The sequence below is a fragment of the Vibrio sp. OPT46 genome (assembly GCF_015163535.1).
In the GTDB taxonomy this organism is placed as follows: Bacteria; Pseudomonadota; Gammaproteobacteria; order Enterobacterales; family Vibrionaceae; genus Vibrio; species Vibrio alginolyticus.
The window spans coordinates 53,607-54,164 of record NZ_JADDYG010000445.1 but is presented as its reverse complement, the minus strand read 5'-3'; the positions used below and the strand labels follow the sequence as shown (position 1 = coordinate 54,164).

Sequence of the window (558 nt, the reverse complement as noted above, 5' to 3'; positions counted from 1 at the left end):
TCGGCTTCTCTTTCTGCTGTTTGAGTGTCGGTACACCCTAGCAACACAACAAACTCTTCTCCACCATATCGACCTACATATTCCCCAGAGCGACAAAAAGTAGCCTTGAGTTGATTCGCAATCGCTTGCAAGCAACGGTCGCCTTCAATATGACCGTAATTATCATTAAACGGTTTAAAAAAATCGACGTCCAATAGAATCAAAGCCATTGGCATATTGTGACGGCCATGCCATGCAACCATCGATTCCAACTTATGGTCGATATAACGGCGGTTATAGAGTTTGGTTAGGCCATCTTCATTCGCTTGCTGAGTCAAAAGTTGATTAACTTGCTCCAATTGAGCTGTCGCTTGCTTAAGCTCTCGTCTCATATGAGCAATACGCTGCATTGCGATAAGTTTAGAGTTCAGTACCAGTTTATCTACCGGCTTAATTAAATAGTCATCACCGCCCGCGTCTATGGCTTTAGCAATCATTTCTGGCTCTTCGTGACTACTCAAGAAAATAATTGGGATCCAATCCGGAAACGTTTCTCTTATATGAAGAGAGACTTCAAAC

The 558-nt window shown here is 42.8% G+C and carries 1 protein-coding gene; it reads right to left on the bottom strand.

Annotated features, from left to right (window positions below; all coding sequences use genetic code 11):
* On the bottom strand, positions 1-558 hold a 558-nt coding region (locus IQR33_RS19520; RefSeq protein ID WP_193843946.1), incomplete at both ends, for a GGDEF domain-containing protein.